A 16,264-nucleotide genomic window follows, 5' to 3' on the forward strand; every position below is an offset into this window, starting at 1 on the left:
TAATACAATAATGCCGGCAGCGGATTATTCGCCCTCGCTCACCAACTGTATCCCGGTTTTGGTGAAAGCAATCTTATGTTGTTTGTATAAATTACCGGTGGTCATCTTAAAGGTCTTTTTACTCATTCCAAAGAAATCATAGATCTCCTGCGGATCCGATTTATCGTGGTATGGCAGGTAACCGTGGTTCTCCTGCAGCAAACGAAGTATCTTGCCCGTTTCATCCTCCACTTTCTGGAAACCGGGTTTGCCCAGCACCACATCCATTTTATGATCGGGACGGATCGTCTTTACAAATCCTTTCAGTTTATCGCCGATATGCAGGGTAGTAAATACTTCATTGCTGTGTAAGATAGCAGTATGTTGGTTATTTACAATCATCACATAACCCAGTTCCGACTGGCGGTATACCAGCAGGTCTACCATGTCCATTTCTTTCACGGTGAGTTCATCGTTGCTTAACAGGGCTTCCAATTTTTCTGTGGCTGCTACCCTTCCTGTCTGCTCATCAATATACAGTTTCACAAGGTATTCGGCACCTTCGCGCATGCCACCCAGTTGTTTGGTTTTGGGAACAAAGAGATCCTTCATCAAACCCCAGTCCAGAAAAGCTCCCTGGCCGGTTACCGAAACACATTTCATGGTAGCGATCTCACCTACCACCGCTTTGGCTTTCTGTGTGGTAGCGATCAGGCGGTTATCAGAATCATGGTATACAAATACTTCCAGTTCATCGCCTACCCGAAGCGTACGCGGTGCAAAACGTTTGGGCAACAGAATGCCCTCCCCGCCATCTTCGAGGTAAAATCCAAAATCAACTTTGCGGCTTACTTTGAGGGTATTGTATTGTCCAACTTGTACTGGTTGCATAGATAGGTAGGTTGTTCCGTCTGTGCAAAGATACAATTATTTGCGGGAGTCGTTTTTGAGGCCCCTTTAGCGGATATGTTTATATGTTAGCAACTTTCAAACCGCCGCAAACAAAGCATTTGATATTTTGCGGTCAATATGATCCGGACTCACAGAATTCTCCTCCTGATAGGCTGCTTTTTTACGGCAGTTCCACTGTTTTCGCAACAGGTGAATGGCCATTGGTACGGTATTGGCAAAATGCAGGCTACCAGCGACTATCACCAGTATCTGTCTGAACTGGTGCTGCGGCAAAAGGGTAAACAGATTTGGGGCGAGCTGGATTATTATTTCAGAGATAGCCTGGTAAAAGTACCCATCAAGGGAAGTTTTGACCCGGTTAGCCGTAAATTATCCATCCTCCCCTTTTCCATGATCTATTTCCGTTCTCCCAACGCCCGTAATAGCATTGATGTAAACCTTTCGGGAAATTTTAATTTACTCGTATCAAAAACCGAATCTGTATTAACAGGTAGTCTGGTACCCGATGCGGATCATAAATATACCGTTCCGGAGATCAATTACCGGTTTACCCGCTCAGATGATACCACCGACCTTGTAATGGTGAACGAGGAACCCCTAACACAGAAGCCGTTAGTGAAGGCAACCGAGCCTGCGCCACAGCCTGAACCCATCGATGATTTTACGAAAAGAACCAAAGTATATACCAAAGAACTGGCGCTGGAGAATCCTTCTATCCGCCTGGAGATTTACGACAATGGAGAAATTGATGGTGATATGATCTCGCTGTACCTCAACAATAAACTGGTACTACCTAAAGTAACCCTTACGCATAAAGCTGTCAGACTTACGATCGAGCTGGATCCAGCTCTTCCGTTTAATGAGCTGACTATGTTTGCCGAGAACCTGGGCACCAAACCTCCCAACACCGCCGCATTGATCGTATACGATGGCAAAACCCGCTACGAAACCCTCTTAAGCAGCGACCTGAGCAAGAGTGCCACTTTACAACTGAAGAAAAAAGAATAGTAGCTACCACAAGTGTAACTCTGTGATCGCTGTGTTGAAAAATGAATGATCGCAATGTAGTAGTATTTTTCAACACGGAAACACAGAGGTTAGGAGTTTCACAGACAGGGAAAGAGATACCTGATCAGCACTTTCAGAAATACAAAGTTGTTCTGCATTTTTCGAGCGCATGATTCCTTATCCCTCTTTTGCTCTTTTTCTCTTTAACTCTTAGTGAAACATCCTCCACCGATTAGCAAAACGGCAATACGCAAAAGATGTTTCGCTAAGAGAAGCACAAGAGAGAAAGAGTGGAAAAGAGATAGGTTAATTTTTTTGTAACATCGTTACTGATCACTAACCAATTCTGCATTCAGTTTCTTAGCCAGCCCCTGGGCGCCCCAGCGCATCACCACGTCATGGTTATAATTAAATACCGGTTTTAGCAGGAAAGCGAAATAATTCATCCAGGCTTTGTTGGTAAAAACGGTCCAGTGGTATTCTATATAGGTTACACCTGCTCTCTCCTCAAAAAACCATTCGCCCTCTCCTTCCAGTTCGCCGTAGGCTTTGCCTTTCAGGTAACGGTGTTGTTCCAGTCCGGTCAGCTCCATGTGAAAAGCCAATTGATAAGGCAGTATACTTCGCCATTGGTAAACACGTACACTGCCAATGCCGGAGACATCTCCTTTTTTCTCTTCGGTAACCGCTACCACACCTTTCCACCAATGGGGCCAGTTAAGCGAATCCTCAATCACATTCCATACTTGCGGCAAGGGTGCTTTGATCTGCCAGCGGGTAACAAATGCATACTGTATAGCCATGAACCGGTTTTAGATAGATATACGTTACACAAGGCAAAAAGGTTTACCCAAACAGTTCGGGTTGCCCATTATCGTCCCTGTGTTTCTGTTCCCACTGCATTTCAATCGTCTTGTTATAATCGGTCAGCTTGGCACCCACTGCTTTCCAACCCATCACTTCTACCATTTTAGCCACTTTGAATTTGGCTTTGCGGATGGTTTGTCCACGACCTGATTGTACTTCCAGTATGGGTTCCGGTTCTGTAGTTACCGCTTCCAACCGGTTGCCCTCTCCTTCTTTGATGAAGGCGAACTGCGTTTTCAGCGTAGTGGTTTCAATTTTAAAGCGTTTGATATTATACTGTTGTTTATCTGCATCGAGATACACAGCCGAAATGATTTTTTCCGGATCAAATTTCTCGATCAGCGCAATCTTATCGGGTTCAAAACGCTGGGTCAGTTCCGTATCGGTTAATTCGTAAGAACCATCATGGTAAAATACGATGATCTTCTCGTCTTCAAAGCTGCCCAGGTATTGTCCTTTCTCTTCGGCATTCAGCCTGCCAAACTTATCATCAAACCATAATTTTCTGCCGGCCAGGGTACTTCTTCCGGCTTCTTTCAGTTTTACAGTTTTGATCGGATACTTGGTTACCTGGTTACCCATGCTGCTCCGGCCCTTGATCTCCAACTCTTCAAAAAAGAAATCAAGTTCTTTGATGCGGGCGGTACAATTGGGACTTAAGATGATCTTCACCACTTCTGCTTCCCCATTCAGGTTGGCAGTAAAATAATGCACTTTACTTTTTTCTGTGCCCTTGGTCAGGTCGTATTCTTTTTCGCGGGTAACGCCGGTTACATTAAAACGCTTGGCATAACTCACGCCCGATTTGCCATCCAGGTAAATCATATTATAGGTGGTGCGCTCATCATTTTTCTGGAATACAGCTGCATGAATGATGTCTTTACCGATGAATACCTTATCAGACACTTTCACCACTTTCATGGTACCGCCTTTGGTAAAAGCGATGATATCATCGTAATCGGAACACTCGCAGAGAAATTCGTCTTTTTTCAGACCGGTACCGATAAATCCTTCGGCGCGGTTCAGGTATAATTTGGTATTGGCAATGGCCACGTGTTTAACCTGGATGGTATCAAACTCTTTGATCTCGGTTTTACGTTCCCTGCCTTTGCCGAATTTCTTTAACAGCATTTCAAAATAAGCCACCGCAAAATCAGTCAGGTTCTCCAGGTCAAACTTCACCTGTTTGATCTCGGCTTCAATGGATTTGATCTGCTCATTCAGCTCATTGATATCAAGACGATAGATGCGGCGAACGGGTTTTTCCGTCAGTTTCAGGATATCTTCCCTTTCAATGGCCCGCTTCAGTTTTTTCTTGAAGGGAGTAAAGGCTTTATCAATCGCTTCGATCACGGCATCCCAGGTAGCATGTTTCTGCTCCAGTTCCTTGTAAATCTTTTCTTCAAAGAAGATCTTCTCCAGCGAAGTATAATGCCATTTGTCTTCCAGTTCGGCCAGTTTGATCTCCAGCTCTTTCTTCAGCAGGGCCTTGGTATTCTCGGTAGATACCGTCAGCAATTCATGCGCCGTTAAAAAATGCGGTTTGTTATTAACGATCACACAGGCATTGGGCGAAATGCTCACTTCGCAATCCGTGAAAGCATACAACGCATCAATAGTAATATCAGGCGAAATACCCGGTGCCAGGTCAATCTGGATCTCTACCGCGGCCGCCGTTACATCCGTAACTTTTTTGATCTTGATCTTTCCCTGGTCGTTGGCCTTGGTAATGCTCTCCATCAGTTGTGTGGTAGTAACCCCATACGGCACATCGCGGATCACGAGTGTTTTCTTGTCCAGTTCTTCCACATGTGCCCTTACCCTTACTTTACCGCCGCGTTTGCCATCATTGTAATTGGCTACATCAATCATACCAGCCGTCTGAAAATCGGGGTACAGTTCAAATTTCTTACCCCGCAAACATTTGATCGAAGCCTCTATCAGTTCGCAGAAATTATGGGGTAATATTTTGGTCGATAATCCCACCGCAATCCCATCGGCACCCTGTGCCAGCAGTAACGGAAATTTCATGGGCAGGGTTACCGGCTCGTTTTTACGGCCATCATAACTCAACTGCCATTCGGTGGTTTTGTGGTTAAACGCTACTTCCAGTGCAAACTTAGACAGGCGGGCTTCAATGTATCGGGAAGCAGCTGCTTCATCACCGGTTCTTACATCTCCCCAGTTACCCTGAGTTTCTATCAGTAAATCTTTTTGCCCCAGGTTCACCAGTGCATCACCAATGCTGGCATCGCCATGTGGGTGGTACTGCATACTTTGCCCGATGATATTGGCCACTTTATTAAACCGGCCATCATCCATTTCCTTCATCGCATGCAGGATGCGTCGTTGTACGGGTTTCAGTCCATCTTCAATAGCAGGCACGGCCCGCTCCAGTATTACATAAGAGGCATAATCCAGGAACCAGTTCTTGTATTGTCCCTGTACACCCGTTTCATTTTCAAATACCCTGTTCTCTTGTTTTTCTTTCGCCATATCAATCTGTTTGCGCTATCGGGCGCCTGTTTCTGCTAACCAAAAAGTGTCAGACTTACCGTCTTCCAATGTATTCTGTTCTAAAAAAATCATATCTGTATCTGCCAAAACCTCATGCCAGGCATAGGGATACACGGTTACCAATGCCGGTGCCACTACTTTCTGGCTGCCTTTGCTCTCCGGGTTTCTCACATCAAACCAATTGATCGTGATCTCTCCCTGAAATAACACCAATACTTCAGGATTCTTACCCACCGATAATCCCTTGTGATAATGCCTTGCACTCACCGATCCCGCTTTTCTGAACCCGCATACAAACTGCGTACTTCTGTCCGTATCGAAATAATGTGTAGGTCCCCGTTCATCTTCTGCCACTTTCGGCAATGCTTTTACTTCAATCATAATCCGTCATTATACCTGATACAATTCCAGCGGTTGTCCATTGGGATCGTAAAAAAATAAAAAGGACTTCCCGGTAAATGCATCCGTCCGGATGGTTTCTACCTTTACTCCTTTCTGTTGTAACCAGTCATAACCCGCTTCCACATCTTTCACCGCAAATGCCAGATGGCGCAGGCCCTTTGCTTCCGGATAAGAACCTCTCTCCCGGTAATCGGGGAAGGAGAATAATTCCAGCTGGTATTGTCCCTGTAAAGCCAGATCCAGTTTGTATGAATTCCTTTCTGCCCTATATACTTCTGCCATCACTGTAAATCCCAGTACCTCCGTATAAAAAAGTTTGCTTTCTTCATACAGATCTGAGCTGGTAAGTATGGCTACATGGTGTATGGCTTCGAGCTGCAGCATCAGGCTTCTGTTTCTGTATTTTCAGCAGCTACCAAACCACCAGGTAACATAACCGTGATCTCTTTCCAGCCCTTGCTCCAATCACCCATCATTTGCAACGCTCCGGCTGCTGCCATCTCACGCATACGCCATACCAGGAAAGCATCGCCCGTTTTTACCTTCATTTTGTTCAGCGTATTGCTCAACACTTTGTTCAGCTTCTGCGCTTCTTTGGTCACGTTGGCCAGTATATCCTTATCGTAAAAATCCACTTCCTTCCCGGTGATTTTTTTTCCTCCCTCCAGAAAACGCACCATGCTGTTTTCCTGGCAGGTTTTTTTCCACTCATCCGGATCCACTTCAAACTCACTCAACGTAATCGGTCTCGCCAGTTTTTTGGCTTTCAGGAATTCTTTTGGTTGTATCTCCCACAAATGGGTGGGGTAAAATATATTCCCTTTCTCATTAATAAAGGGCAGGTTATTCAGGTATAACACCTGTATCTGTCCCTGGCGCTCTTTCAACTGACTCATCAGCCAGTAATAAGCCGATACATCATGTGCATTCTGTCCCATCCAGATCCAGACCTGTAAATCAGGTTCTTCGTCCAATTTTTTCAGCAGGTTATGCACCGCCAGTTTATCATCCACAATATCGAGCTGATCGGTATAGGGAGAAAATTCCAGCACCGTTTTCCACCAATCCCTTCTTGCCTGGTAACCTTCTGTACCATAAATATCACCCAAGGGGCCAACCGCAAAATCATCCTTGATCTCTACAATCTCCCCCAGCAACTGCTCATCCAGTTCCATCGCTTTCTGTAAGGCATCTACGTTAGCTTGTTCAAATACTATATGCAACATCTCCTGTATTAATTAACAATTAAAAATTAAAAATTTCATCTATGCTGAAACAGCGCCCATTAACAATCCTTAGCAACCCATTTTTAATTGCTAATTTTTAATTGTTAATTATCCACCAGGTCTAACTCAAACTTCAGGTTATTAATAATAAACTCCTGTCTTTCCATGGTGTTCTTGCCCATGTAATATTCCAGCAGGTTCTGAATATGGTCGCCCTGTTCCAGTATCACGGGTTGTAAACGGATATCGCGGCCAATAAAACGGCCGAACTCTTCGGGCGAGATCTCTCCCAATCCTTTGAAACGGGTGATCTCGGGTTTGTTGCCGAGTTTTTTCACCGCTTCCTGCTTTTCGGTTTCATCATAACAGTAAATGGTCTCCTGTTTGTTACGCACCCGGAACAGCGGTGTTTCCAGAATATACACATGACCACGCTTTACCAGGTCGGGAAAAAACTGGAGAAAGAAAGTCATCATCAGCAAACGGATATGCATCCCGTCCACATCGGCATCGGTGGCAATCACGATATTATTATAGCGCAACCCTTCCAGACCGTCTTCAATATTCAGCGCGTGCTGTAACAGGTTAAACTCTTCATTCTCATACACCACTTTTTTGGTGAGACCGAATGAGTTCAGCGGTTTACCCCGCAGACTGAATACCGCCTGCGAATCCACGTTGCGCGATTTGGTGATACTTCCGCTGGCACTATCTCCCTCCGTAATAAAAATGGTGGCATTGTTCTGCAGGGCAATAAACTCTTCCTTGTTTTTAGCCGGCAGATCATCGTTCAGGTGTACCCGGCAGTCGCGCAGTTTTTTATTGTGCAGGTTGGCTTTTTTGGCACGCTCATTGGCCAGCTTTTTAATACCGGCCAGTTCTTTCCGCTCCCTTTCATTCTGCTCAATGCGTTTCTTCAGCGCATCGGCTACGGCAGGATTACGGTGCAGGAAATTATCGAGCTCCTTGGCCAGAAAATCCAGCACAAAATTCTTCATGCTCGGGCCGCCTTCATACACGGTTTGCGAACCCAGTTTGGTTTTGGTCTGGCTCTCAAATACCGGCTCCTGTACCCGTACCGAAATAGCGGCTACAATACTGGTACGGATATCCGATGCTTCATAATCTTTCTTGAAAAAATCACGTACCACTTTCACATAAGCCTCGCGGAAAGCCTGCTGGTGGGTACCGCCCTGTGTGGTGTACTGGCCATTCACAAAAGAAAAAATGTCCTCACCGTAATCATTGTTATGCGAGAGGGCCACTTCAATATCATCGCCTTTCAGGTGTATGATGGGGTAACGGAGTTCTTCGGGATTGGTCTTCCGCTGCAACAGATCCAGCAAACCATTTTTACTCACATATTTCTTACCGTTAAAATGCATGGCCAGGCCCGCATTCAGGTAACAATAGTTCCATAACTGGTTATCGAGGTATTCGTGTATGTAATGGAAATTGCGGAAAATGGTCTCATCAGGAATGAACTCCACAAACGTGCCGTTGGGCTCGGTTGTTTTGGTTTCTTTGTGCTCCTGTTTCAGTACGCCTTTTTCAAACTCCGCCGTTTTTTCTTTACCCTCTCTGAAAGCAGTTACTTTAAAATACTGGCTCAATGCATTCACCGCCTTGGTACCCACCCCGTTCAATCCCACACTTTTCTGGAAAGCTTTACTGTCGTATTTGGCACCGGTATTGATCTTGCTCACCACATCCACCACTTTTCCCAACGGAATACCCCGACCATAATCGCGCACGGTCACCGTTTTGCCTTCAATGGTCAGTTCCACCTGTTTACCAAAACCCATCGTGTATTCATCAATACAGTTATCGATCACTTCTTTGATCAATACATAAATCCCGTCATCCGGCGCCGATCCATCACCCAGTTTACCAATATACATCCCCGGACGCAGGCGTATATGCTCCTTCCAGTCCAGCGACCGGATCGATTCTTCGTTATACTCAAAAACAGTTTTCTCTTCAGCCATGGTCTCAATCGTTGTTTATATAGTCAGCTTTTGTTCTTTGTTCGGCTTCGTTGTGTCACTCACTTGTACGTTCCGCCCCTCGGGGCACGGTATTCGCGGATGACGGATTAGCGGATTGAAAGCCAAATCCAGCCATCAACCTGCAACCAGAAACCAGTAACCAGTAACCTGCATCCCCGTTAATCCGTAATTCGCTAATCCTCAATCCGCAAATCTAACCACCTCCCACGGCAGCCCAATTTTACTTTTCTACAAATGGCCTTAGAATGTGGATAAATCGACAAAAAACCTGAATTAACCTGCACCGGCAAGCTGTAAAACTTAGTTTTGCGCCATCAAAGCAGAAAACCCACATATAGAAACCGATCTGGCGCAGATAGCCGCTTTTTCAGCCGCCCATGAGGCCGAGAACGACCGGTTTAAGGCATTTGTAAAGGAAAGGAACAGCGAACAGATAGACCAACTGGTTTTCCGGCTCGACAAGGCCATCAGTCCGCAAATCAGCTGCACCGATTGCGGTAATTGCTGCAAAAGCCTGATGGTACTGATCAATGATGCGGAAGCCGACAACCTCTCCCAACACCTGGGCCAGACCCGCGAAGCATTCGACAGCGAATACCTCGAAAAAGGCAGCGGCGGACTCATGATCATGAACCGCATGCCCTGCCCTTTTCTCAGCGATAATAAATGCAGTGTATATGAACACCGTTTTGAAGGCTGCAAAGAGTTTCCCGCCCTGCACCTGCCGCATTTCAAAGACCGGCTCTTTACAACGTTTATGCACTATGAGCGCTGCCCCATTATTTTTAATGTGGTAGAACAGCTGAAAGAGGAAATGGGGTTTGAAAGAGCCTCCGGGTAACCATCTATTCATCAGCTTACCTGAAATACCCCTGCCCCTTCCCATTGACCCCGTAGTTCCCATCGAATTTGCTTTGTTCAAAATGCCAAATGCTAGCCTATTACAATGCATTGATAATCCGCCAGTAACCCGTAGATAACCCGTAGATAACCCGCCTCTTTAAAAAAGCGGCTTACTAGGGAAGGATATATGGGTGAACTATCCGGCATCCCTGTATAAATACCCTGTCAGGCTATCGTATGCATAGCGGCACCAGCGTATCAGAACTGGTTGAACTAACTGGTTATCAGCCATAGGCGCTATGTAGCGTTGGTATTCAGGCTGTTTAGTCAGAACTATAGAAGCGAAAGAGATGGCTGTTGGGCATTACAATACTTCGAAGTAGTGAGGTATACGGATGCTTTTTGAAAAAGATCCTGCCTGGTTTGCTGCAGTCACACTCCGCCGCCCAAAGGGCGCAAGCGATCCGTATCTTTGCCCCATGATCAATTTCGGCATCGATACCTTACTGGCGGCCCCTCCTGCCTGGCAAAAAGAACGCATCGGGATGGTTACCAACCACGCAGCTACCACCAACCTGCTTACCCCCTCGCGCGAAGCGCTGTTAAAGAGCGGTTTTAACCTGCAGGTATTGTTTTCGCCCGAACATGGACTGGATGTTCGCGGAGCCGATGGCCATTTGGTAAAAGATGGCACCGATGCTCTGACCGGTTTGCCCGTGATCAGTTTATACAACCACAAACTGGCCCCCGATGCCGATGACCTGGCTGCACTGGATATGCTACTCTTTGATGTACCCGATGTAGGCAGCCGCTTTTATACCTATCTCTGGACATTGACCCATCTCATGGAAGCCTGTGCAAAACAGGGCAAAAAACTGGTGGTGCTCGACAGGCCCAATCCCATTTCCGGTAATATGGATCTGGCCGAAGGGCCAATGCTGGAGGAAGCGCAGGCATCGTTTATCGGCCGCTGGCCCATCCCCATCCGGCATAGCTGTACGCTGGGGGAACTGGCTTTGTATTTCAATCAAACCCGGCAGATCAATTGTACGCTGGAAGTGATCAAATGCGGTGGATGGGAAAGAAATCATTTCCAGCCCGACTGGGGCGTACGTTTTGTACCCACATCGCCCGCCATACAAAGTTTTGAAAGTATGTTACTCTACCCGGGGCTCTGTCTGCTCGAAGCCACCAATATCAGCGAGGGCCGTGGTACCGACCTGAGTTTCTGCGCTGCCGGGGCTCCCTGGATCAAAGGAGAAGCTATTGCCGGCATCCTGAACGAAATGGGACTGGATGATGTGCTTGCCACCCCCATACAGTTTACCTCCACCGATCCCAACACCAAATACTGTGGCCAAAAATGCAGTGGCGTTGCACTGGAAGTAAGAGAGCCCGCCTATTTTCAATCCGTTTCCTACGGACTCATCCTTATCCGCCTCATTAAACAACTATACCCGCAAAACTTTGCCTGGAAACCCTATATCACCATGGTAAACCCCACCGGCCAACAGCATCTCGACAAACTGCTCGGCATCGCCAACAGCGAAGCGCTGTTTGAGCTGCCATTGCCACAGTTTATTGCAGGTATTACGCGGCTTACGCAGTGCAGAGGGTGGAAAGAAGAGATAAGAGAGTTTTTGTTGTATTGAACAGATGAACAGACGAACAAGTGAACAGATGAACAGACGAACAAGGAACAGACGAACAGATGAACGGAAGTTATATTTTGGGTAGTATGACTCCAAAAAAATGTCTACCGTTTTTTATTTCGTCCCAGATTATCCCTTCGACATTTGATGTTCGGCGTTAGGTGTTCGATATTAGATATTCGCCTTCCCTCCGATCCTTGTTCTTCTGTTCCTTGTTCTTCTGTTCCTTGTTCGTCTGTTCCTTGTTCGTCTGTTCCTTGTTCGTCTGTTCATCTGTTCAAAGCCTTCACCTCCCCCAACTCCCTCACCACCACACTCGCCACCATACAACCAAAAATAGCGGGCATATAACTGATGGTGCCGATGATGGATTTTTTGGGGAAGGCTTTTTCGGTAACGATGATGCGCTCCTGCTCTACCGGCTCGGCACTGAATACAACGGTTAAGCCTTTGCGTATTCCCTGGGCCCGCAGTTTTTTGCGAACATAGGCGGCCAGGTTACATTGGTAGGTTTTGGAAATATCGGTGATGACTACCTGCGAGGGATCTACTTTGCCTCCTGCACCCAGCGAACTTACGATCGGAATATTTCTTTCTTTGCAGGCTTTGATAAAATGCACTTTGGGCGAAAGGGTATCGATACAATCCACGGCATAATCGAATTGACCCTTGTCCAGGATATCGCGGGTAATCTCTTCTTTGATATAAATAGATAGTACGGTCAGCTCCAGTTCGGGATTGATATCTTTTAATCTTTCCGCCATCACTTCTGCTTTACCCTTTCCTGCCGTAGAATGCAGGGCGGGGATCTGGCGGTTGGCATTGCTCAGGTCTACCGTATCGGCATCTACAATGGTCATTTTACCCACCCCGGCACGGGCAATCATTTCGGCGCAGATGCCACCTACTCCGCCCAGGCCCACCACCAATACATGTTTGCGCATCAGGGTCTCAATTTTTTCATCGCCCAGCAGCAATTGGGTACGGCTCATCCAGTATGGGATCATATTATCTATGGTTTACAAAGTGGGTTGTACGAATTGACGTACATTAGTTTGCAAAAATGTAGCTCCTATGCGGTTTATAAAAATATTTTCACTGGTGGTACTGGTAAATCTTTCATTTGCGGTGGCTGCACAGAAACCCGCTATACAGGTGCTCGAATCGGGTAAAAAGATCAGTATCCGCGGTTTGAGTGTGGTAAATGATGACGTGATCTGGGCCAGCGGCAGCAAGGGTTCTGTAGCCCGATCGATTGACGGGGGCAAAACCTTTACCTGGACCACCGTTCCCGGCTACGAGAAAAATGATTTCAGGGATATTGAGGCTTTCGATAAAAATACGGCCCTCATTATGGCCATTACAGAACCCGCTGCCATTTTAAAAACCACCGATGGCGGACAGAGCTGGAAAAAGGTTTTTGAAGACACAACGAAGGGGGCTTTTTGGGATGCAATGGATTTTAGTTATGATAAATCAAACAAACTTGCAGGTGCATTAGTTGGAGACCCGATAAAGGGACAAATATTTTATGCATTAACATTTGACGCTGGTGAAACATGGGAAAGGCCCCATGCAGAAGCCCAAAAAAACATTCCTGCAGTTGCAGAAGGAGAAGCATTCTTTGCATCTAGTGGCACTAATATTATTCTTTTTGACAAAGAAGATTTTTACCCTCCCTTATATGCAGTATCCGGCGGCAAAGTATCTGCACTTTGGGACATGTTTACCTGGACCAAATATCCATTACCCATAATGCAAGGGGCTCAATCCACCGGCGCAAACTCCCTCGCAATAAATAGCGACTACTCAAAAGGTGTTGTAGTAGGAGGTGATTTTACAAAGGATACAATTGGCAGTAATAACTGTGTATTGCTTGAATTTTCGAATAAGATCAATATGAGTACCCCACAAACGCCACCGCATGGCTACCGCTCCTGTGTGATCTACCTTGATAAAAATAACCTGCTTACCTGCGGCACATCCGGTGTTGACATCTCAAAAGACGGTGGCAATAACTGGGAACTGATCTCTAAAGAAAGCTACCATGTTTGCCAGAAAGCCAAAAAAGGAAAAGCCGTTTTTCTGGCAGGTAGTAATGGCAGGATTGCGAGGCTGGTTTTATGATTTTTTTTAGTCTTACTTATTTTGTCTTTTTACTGTCTTGTCTTTTTCATAATTTAATATTTATTCGATAGGAAGAAAAAAAACTGTCGACTAAGGATCTTCGATAAAAATTTCTAATCAGTCCCTGTGGACGGGCCTCATTGGGGTCGGTGTCAATCCCGCTTCAAGCGGGAGAAGACAGATCAGATCATGCGAAGCAGATCTGATCAGAGGCCAATGCAGCCCCGCCATCGGCGGGGTAACAGGGACGGGGCCCAGCGGCCGTGAGCGACAAGTGATCCCGACTATCAGGGTGATTTGAATAGCATAACACGTAAGTCTTCTTAACACAAATGTTAAAATAATCCCCTGTTATTAAACTATTGTTTTCTATCCCTGTCTCACTAAAAACAGGAATATGAAAAAAATAACCCTTCTCCTATTATTGGCTGGTTTCAGCCTCACACAGGTTTCTGCCCAAAGAGGCATGCTCAAAGGTCAGCACAGACCTATGCACGACAGTCTCAGCCAGCAACAGAAACAAGAACGGCAGCAGAAAATGCGTGCGAAAATGGATAGTTTATCGCCTGAGCAAAAAGCTGCCTTCAAAGAAAAAATGAAACATCACCGCGATAGCCTGGGTGCCAACCGCCAGGAAATGCGGCAGAAAATGAAAGAAAAATTCAACAACTTATCTCCGGAAGAAAAAGCCGCCTTCAAAGATAAAATGAAGAGCCGGGCAGACAGTCTGAACCCGGAACAGAAAATGCGTTTACGGAAAAAATTACGGGATCAAAAACAAGAAGCTAAGGGCTGATAGTTTTCTCATGCAGCAGGTTTCAAGAGGGGCAAACCGGTAACGGGATGCCCCTTGTTATTTTACCCATCTCTCTGCAACACCTCTGCTTCTCTCGTTCTCTGCGGTTGTGTATAACTTCAACCAACCGCAGAGAACGAGAGAGCGGGGAGTTTACGCAGAGAGGGACTCATTAACCTACTCCCCTATTTTTTGAAAGCGAAGTAAACGGCCCCCAAGAGAAAGAGAAAGCTGATCAGGTATTTGGTATGAAAAGGCTCTTTCAGGTACCAGACCGCGAAAACGGAGAATACCAGCAGGGTAATGACTTCCTGGGCCAGTTTAAGCTGAAAGCCATTCATTCCATTGGCATAACCCGCCCGGTTGGCAGGTACCATCAGGCAATACTCGAAAAAAGCGATGCCCCAACTGATCAGGATGGCTTTCCAAAGGGCTAATCCCTTGTCTTTCAGGTGCCCATACCAGGCAAACGTCATAAATATATTGGACAGTAAAAGCAGTCCGATTGTTTTCAACATATATCAGTAAATTAGTACTGGCGCTAAAATACTGCTATAACTGCAGATAGTGGCCAGGCCGGTTGCCAGTTTGCCATCTGAATACACCCCTGCACGAATCTTGCAGCGGTAAACCAGTAAAACGAAGCAGTATGACGAAGTTCCAGGCAATTATCAAGTTTACGATGGATGAGCAGTTCATGTCGTTTGTGCCACCCCACCGCACGTATATCAATTATCTTATCAATAAAGGCTTTATCGACAGTTATGCCGTGAGCATGGAAAGCCAGACCTGCTGGATCACGCTGAACACCGAAACCAAAGCCGAGGCAGACAGTTACCTGTCCAAATCACCCCTGTATAAATACTGGACCTACCATATCGAAGAATTATTTGTGTATGATAGCCAGCATTACCGGCTTCCGGCGGTGCAGTTGAATTAATTTTTATAAAAAAGGAAACTTTTTTTTGGAGGATACGGTTCAGACCCTATTTTTGCACTCCCAACAAAAAAGGGAGCATAGCTCAGCTGGTTTAGAGCATCCCGACTAACAGTCGGGAGTGGTCCTTGGAGTTGAAATAAAAAATATTGGGAGCATAGCTCAGCTGGTTTAGAGCATCTGCCTTACAAGCAGAGGGTCCGCGGTTCGAACCCGTGTGCTCCCACAAAGAAAAAGTTTCAGTATATTACTGAAACTTTTTTTATTTAGAAAGGTGCAACGGTTACTTATGTACCATATCTACATTTTGTTTTCTCCACTTAAGAACCGCTTCTATGTTGGTTTTACTTCCGAGCCACCCTTGGAAAGATTAAGAAGACATAATACTAACCATTCGGGATTTACAGGAAAAACGGGGGATTGGACTATTGTCTATACGGAAATTTATCCTGAAAAAGAACAGGCAATGCAAAGGGAAAAACAAATCAAGGGCTGGAAAAGCAGGAAAATGATTGAAAAGCTAATTAACCAAGCTGGTGCAGAGCACTCCGACTAAGGTCGGAGGGGTCCGCGGTTCGAACCCGTGTGCTCCCACAGAGAAACCTTCAGATGTACATCTGGAGGTTTTTTTTATTCAGGATCCCGCCATCGTAGTTGTAAGTTTTGGATCATACATAGGTGATTGGATAACTTGAGTCATCAATTTAGTATCGCATGGCTACCTTTTATGTTATCCTGTTGATCATAGGTTCTCTGACCTTATCCAAGAAGATAGGAGAATTAACCGTATCTGTTAAAAAGGGAGACAAAGAAAAAATCAAAGTTGATCTGTTCTTTTTACTGCTGACAATTGCTGTCATTATTATACTGATTCTATTTTACCGATCCACCCGTTGATTTACAAGACATTGTTTTGACCTTTAAAATTTATTAAAATTTTATTTTGTTTCATCTATTTGCCAAAAGTTAACAATACGTATTGTAGCGAA

Annotated in this window: 18 protein-coding genes and 1 tRNA gene; 9 read left to right on the plus strand and 10 right to left on the minus strand. The window is 45.6% G+C overall.

Going from position 1 to position 16,264, the window contains the following annotated elements:
• Window positions 1-24: 24 nt before the first annotated feature.
• Window positions 25-870, minus strand: a complete 846-nt coding sequence (locus AC1RNB_RS16260) for a CvfB family protein (protein ID WP_493084533.1) — start codon at window positions 868-870, stop codon at window positions 25-27.
• Window positions 871-1,008: 138 nt separating this feature from the next.
• Here AC1RNB_RS16260 and AC1RNB_RS16265 point away from each other — a divergent pair, with 138 nt between their 5' ends.
• Window positions 1,009-1,899: a hypothetical protein gene (locus AC1RNB_RS16265; RefSeq protein WP_493084535.1), complete on the plus strand. Its 891-nt coding sequence runs from the start codon at window positions 1,009-1,011 to the stop codon at window positions 1,897-1,899.
• A gap of 326 nt (window positions 1,900-2,225) precedes the next feature.
• On the opposite strand, the gene AC1RNB_RS16270 is transcribed toward AC1RNB_RS16265, so the two are convergent.
• The 7 genes from AC1RNB_RS16270 to AC1RNB_RS16300 form a co-directional block, all read right to left on the minus strand.
• Window positions 2,226-2,702 (minus strand): SRPBCC family protein, encoded by a 477-nt coding sequence (locus AC1RNB_RS16270; protein ID WP_493084537.1) that lies wholly within the window; start codon window positions 2,700-2,702, stop codon window positions 2,226-2,228.
• Window positions 2,703-2,745: 43 nt separating this feature from the next.
• Window positions 2,746-5,262: a DNA gyrase/topoisomerase IV subunit A gene (locus AC1RNB_RS16275; RefSeq protein WP_493084539.1), complete on the minus strand. Its 2,517-nt coding sequence runs from the start codon at window positions 5,260-5,262 to the stop codon at window positions 2,746-2,748.
• Between the two features lie 15 nt (window positions 5,263-5,277).
• On the minus strand, window positions 5,278-5,664 hold the full coding sequence (locus AC1RNB_RS16280) for a hypothetical protein (RefSeq protein ID WP_493084541.1): 387 nt from the start codon (window positions 5,662-5,664) through the stop codon (window positions 5,278-5,280).
• Between the two features lie 9 nt (window positions 5,665-5,673).
• The gene (gene gloA2 / locus AC1RNB_RS16285; protein WP_493084542.1) at window positions 5,674-6,069 is read right to left on the minus strand and encodes an SMU1112c/YaeR family gloxylase I-like metalloprotein; all 396 of its coding nucleotides are present in this window, start codon (window positions 6,067-6,069) and stop codon (window positions 5,674-5,676) included.
• Window positions 6,069-6,911 (minus strand): DUF1835 domain-containing protein, encoded by an 843-nt coding sequence (locus tag AC1RNB_RS16290; RefSeq protein ID WP_493084544.1) that lies wholly within the window; start codon window positions 6,909-6,911, stop codon window positions 6,069-6,071. The genes gloA2 and AC1RNB_RS16290 overlap by 1 nt, the downstream gene beginning before the upstream one ends.
• A gap of 104 nt (window positions 6,912-7,015) precedes the next feature.
• Window positions 7,016-8,899: a DNA topoisomerase IV subunit B gene (locus tag AC1RNB_RS16295; RefSeq protein WP_493084546.1), complete on the minus strand. Its 1,884-nt coding sequence runs from the start codon at window positions 8,897-8,899 to the stop codon at window positions 7,016-7,018.
• A gap of 321 nt (window positions 8,900-9,220) precedes the next feature.
• On the minus strand, window positions 9,221-9,430 hold the full coding sequence (locus tag AC1RNB_RS16300; protein ID WP_493084547.1) for a hypothetical protein: 210 nt from the start codon (window positions 9,428-9,430) through the stop codon (window positions 9,221-9,223).
• Between the two features lie 7 nt (window positions 9,431-9,437).
• Here AC1RNB_RS16300 and AC1RNB_RS16305 point away from each other — a divergent pair, with 7 nt between their 5' ends.
• Window positions 9,438-9,761, plus strand: a complete 324-nt coding sequence (locus tag AC1RNB_RS16305) for a YkgJ family cysteine cluster protein (RefSeq protein WP_493084549.1) — start codon at window positions 9,438-9,440, stop codon at window positions 9,759-9,761.
• 481 nt (window positions 9,762-10,242) lie between these two features.
• Complete coding sequence (locus tag AC1RNB_RS16310) at window positions 10,243-11,415, plus strand: exo-beta-N-acetylmuramidase NamZ family protein (protein WP_493084550.1); 1,173 nt, start codon at window positions 10,243-10,245, stop codon at window positions 11,413-11,415.
• A 269-nt stretch (window positions 11,416-11,684) separates the two neighbouring features.
• On the opposite strand, the gene AC1RNB_RS16315 is transcribed toward AC1RNB_RS16310, so the two are convergent.
• On the minus strand, window positions 11,685-12,422 hold the full coding sequence (locus AC1RNB_RS16315) for a tRNA threonylcarbamoyladenosine dehydratase (protein ID WP_493084551.1): 738 nt from the start codon (window positions 12,420-12,422) through the stop codon (window positions 11,685-11,687).
• A gap of 67 nt (window positions 12,423-12,489) precedes the next feature.
• Here AC1RNB_RS16315 and AC1RNB_RS16320 point away from each other — a divergent pair, with 67 nt between their 5' ends.
• Together AC1RNB_RS16320 and AC1RNB_RS16325 are read left to right on the plus strand one after the other, a co-directional pair.
• Window positions 12,490-13,542, plus strand: a complete 1,053-nt coding sequence (locus tag AC1RNB_RS16320) for a WD40/YVTN/BNR-like repeat-containing protein (RefSeq protein ID WP_493084553.1) — start codon at window positions 12,490-12,492, stop codon at window positions 13,540-13,542.
• A gap of 397 nt (window positions 13,543-13,939) precedes the next feature.
• Entirely contained in the window at window positions 13,940-14,338 is a 399-nt protein-coding gene (locus AC1RNB_RS16325; RefSeq protein ID WP_493084555.1) for a DUF3106 domain-containing protein, read from the plus strand.
• A gap of 185 nt (window positions 14,339-14,523) precedes the next feature.
• Here the strand turns inward: AC1RNB_RS16325 and AC1RNB_RS16330 are convergent, their stop codons facing one another.
• Window positions 14,524-14,856, minus strand: coding sequence for a DMT family protein (locus AC1RNB_RS16330; protein ID WP_493084557.1), 333 nt, complete (start codon window positions 14,854-14,856; stop codon window positions 14,524-14,526).
• 131 nt (window positions 14,857-14,987) lie between these two features.
• Here AC1RNB_RS16330 and AC1RNB_RS16335 point away from each other — a divergent pair, with 131 nt between their 5' ends.
• The 4 genes from AC1RNB_RS16335 to AC1RNB_RS16350 all read left to right on the plus strand — a co-directional run bounded on the left by AC1RNB_RS16335 (window position 14,988) and on the right by AC1RNB_RS16350 (window position 16,172).
• On the plus strand, window positions 14,988-15,278 hold the full coding sequence (locus AC1RNB_RS16335; RefSeq protein ID WP_493084558.1) for a hypothetical protein: 291 nt from the start codon (window positions 14,988-14,990) through the stop codon (window positions 15,276-15,278).
• A 148-nt stretch (window positions 15,279-15,426) separates the two neighbouring features.
• Window positions 15,427-15,501, plus strand: a tRNA-Val gene (locus AC1RNB_RS16340).
• Window positions 15,502-15,564: 63 nt separating this feature from the next.
• Entirely contained in the window at window positions 15,565-15,831 is a 267-nt protein-coding gene (locus AC1RNB_RS16345) for a GIY-YIG nuclease family protein (protein WP_493084560.1), read from the plus strand.
• 158 nt (window positions 15,832-15,989) lie between these two features.
• A complete protein-coding gene (locus tag AC1RNB_RS16350) occupies window positions 15,990-16,172 on the plus strand; it encodes a hypothetical protein (protein ID WP_493084562.1) in 183 nt (60 codons plus the stop codon).
• The last annotated feature ends 92 nt before the right edge of the window (window positions 16,173-16,264 follow it).

Source organism: Sediminibacterium sp. GW821-FHT12F12, assembly GCF_058806635.1.